A 2,391-nucleotide genomic window follows, 5' to 3' on the forward strand; every position below is an offset into this window, starting at 1 on the left:
TTCTCCATCTTTGATCTTTTGCAGGTTGTTTAAGTTGCAGGCAATGCCTTTATTGCCGTTGGTATTGAATGCATAGAAGTTAATACTGGCCCGGCCATAAACTCCACTATAGACTTCAGATCGGTCGATGATTTCCTGGCGCTCAGCATCCACGATGCCGGGAGCAGTGGTACTGTTGGCATTCAGGAAATAGCAGTTTTCATAGGCAGGATCATCGGGTCTTTCGGTATCACCGTCTCGAAGTGGTGTCTTTAGAACTGATAACGCCGGAACGCTTCGCCCCGTTCCCTTCAGTTTAGACTCACCTTCCTTGTAAGCTGCTTCAATTGCGGCTTTGATTTTTGCCACGGTTTTTGTGTTTGTCTTCGGAATGATGAGGCTGACACTGTACTTCGGGGTTCCGCCATTAATGCTCTTTGGCTCCCAAGTATTGACATAACTCCAACGGGTGTCGGGTCCGGTAATTACCTTCATGGGATTTTCATTTTTTACATTTGGCATCGTATTGTTCTCCTATTCTTCAATAAAATCATTTTTGGCTGTGTTCATTGCCGGTCGCTTGTCACTCTCCGGCACGAGTGTTGGTTTACCCTGAGGTCGGCAGATGAGCTGACCAAGGACTTTTTCAAATCGTTTCTTGCCAAGTATCGATGTCATGGCGGTTATACCCAGCAGTTTATGTTCATAGGGGTTAACTCCAGCTGCAACAACAGCCTCCGCAACCGCTGTTTCATCGATATACTTGCGGTTGGCACGGCCTTCGACCAGTTTCCAACCCGCCCATTCTTTACCGGAAATGGCTGCTTGTAGGGCAAACGCCTTAACATCCGATGCCCAAGATACCAGATCATCCACTTTCAAAAGAATCGCTTCAATTTCTTCATCTTCCAGGGTAGCAGGCGGTGCAAAATCGTAACGGGCCAGCTCCAGATTGCATTCGGCACGTTTTCTGCATGTCGCTTTTGCCTTGCAGAAATAGCAGTGTTCTCCAGATTCAAATTCCCCTTCGCCTGCATAGGCAAGTCGGGCGGCTGGAGCAAGAACATCATCGGCCCATTGCAGCAGTTCTGCTTTAGACAACGTAAAGGTGCTGATGTTTTCCCGTCTTGGTTGGTAAATTGTAATGTTGATGGTGTCAAAATCAAAAATACCATCAAATAACTCGACTGCCCCAAGTGAATAACAAAGCATTTGTGGATTGTTCTCGGCTTCCACCAGGATTCCTTTTCCATGCTTATAGTCAATTACGGACAGTGTACCGTCGGCGATAATCACACAGTCGCCAGTTCCAAAGCCTGACTCGACCCACCTGCTAAAATCCAGTCGCTGTTCAATTAATACTACCGGATCGGCGCAGGTTTCTTTGGCTTTGGCCACCTGCTCCATCACATAGAGAGCGTAATTTTCGGCACAGTCTTCCATTTCTTCATCGTAAAAAGATAGATCTGCCGTTGGATCCGTTATTTTGATACCAAGCATCGACTCCAGTTTAAACTGGCATAGGCTATGGGCTTCACTGCCCTGTTTGGCGTAGTCACTGCCCTTATCTGCGAAGTTTTCACAGAGTCTGGCCGATGGCGGACATCGGATCCAGCGATGACTTGATGATGCCGATAATAAGGCATGACTCCGGTCGGCAGTCTGTGTGCCTTTGCCATTAATCACTTGCTGCTTTTTCATTACAGCAACTCCGCATCTTTTAACATCGCCAGATATTTTTCCGGATCGATCTCCGACAGCTTGGATGCCCCGTACTTTGCCAGTAGATCTCTTACCGCCGCGGTATGGCCCATGCGCGATTTATCGGCAAGTACCGCCCTCACATCTTCCAGTTTGATTTTTACGGATTCTTCAAGATTCGCAACGATCGGTTCTTCCGTAGAAGCAGCTTGATTTGCCACTTCAACTGGGTCATTTTCAAGCATCGCATCAGCAACCGCCTGCAGGCTGTCAGCCAGGGATCGGACATCGGAAATGACATCAAGCAGTAGTTTTGTTCGACTCATGGCTTTTGCCTCCTCCAATCTGATGGATTTCCACCGTTTCAACCGAGGCTCCGGGAGTGAGTACCAGCACATTTACTTTTTCGCCAAACAAAAATTTTAATAATTTGTTTCGAACCTGCATTGACCCACTTTTAATAACGGAAGAAGTTCTGCCATCTGGTTGTGCAATACTAATTGACACCTTGTGTTTCAAACTCATTATTTTGTCGCTCCTTTCCGGGAATGTTTTCATTCCTCTGTCCATAATCGGGTAGGAGGCTGACCATTAATTGATCAGCCGACCTCCCACACCACCGTACGTACCGTTCGGTATACGGCGGTTCCAGAGTTTACACAGTTACTTGCAGATAATAATCATAAAAATTGGGATATCCTGCCCGCTTGA

The 2,391-nt window shown here is 47.0% G+C and carries 4 protein-coding genes; all 4 read right to left on the bottom strand.

What is annotated here, in order from left to right; translation table 11 throughout:
- Positions 1–501, bottom strand: a 501-nt coding sequence (locus QZ998_RS13005) for a DUF2815 family protein (protein ID WP_296561251.1), incomplete at its 3' end; no start/stop codon positions are given.
- Positions 502–513: 12 nt separating this feature from the next.
- Positions 514–1,680, bottom strand: coding sequence for a DUF2800 domain-containing protein (locus QZ998_RS13010; RefSeq protein WP_296561252.1), 1,167 nt, complete (start codon positions 1,678–1,680; stop codon positions 514–516).
- Positions 1,680–2,006 (bottom strand): rRNA biogenesis protein rrp5, encoded by a 327-nt coding sequence (locus QZ998_RS13015; RefSeq protein ID WP_296561254.1) that lies wholly within the window; start codon positions 2,004–2,006, stop codon positions 1,680–1,682. The genes QZ998_RS13010 and QZ998_RS13015 overlap by 1 nt, the downstream gene beginning before the upstream one ends.
- Positions 1,981–2,250, bottom strand: coding sequence for a hypothetical protein (locus tag QZ998_RS13020; RefSeq protein WP_296561256.1), 270 nt, complete (start codon positions 2,248–2,250; stop codon positions 1,981–1,983). The genes QZ998_RS13015 and QZ998_RS13020 overlap by 26 nt, the downstream gene beginning before the upstream one ends.
- Positions 2,251–2,391: the final 141 nt, after the last annotated feature.

It is taken from the genome of uncultured Acetobacterium sp., from assembly GCF_927416815.1.
In the GTDB taxonomy this organism is placed as follows: Bacteria; Bacillota; Clostridia; order Eubacteriales; family Eubacteriaceae; genus Acetobacterium.

Excerpts from the sequence above, each read along its gene's own strand:
- QZ998_RS13010 (WP_296561252.1), bottom strand. The coding sequence starts at position 1,680 with ATGAAAAAGCAGCAAGTGATTAATGGCAAAGGCACACAGACTGCCGAC.
- QZ998_RS13015 (WP_296561254.1), bottom strand. The coding sequence starts at position 2,006 with ATGAGTCGAACAAAACTACTGCTTGATGTCATTTCCGATGTCCGATCC.
- QZ998_RS13020 (WP_296561256.1), bottom strand. The coding sequence starts at position 2,250 with ATGGACAGAGGAATGAAAACATTCCCGGAAAGGAGCGACAAAATAATG.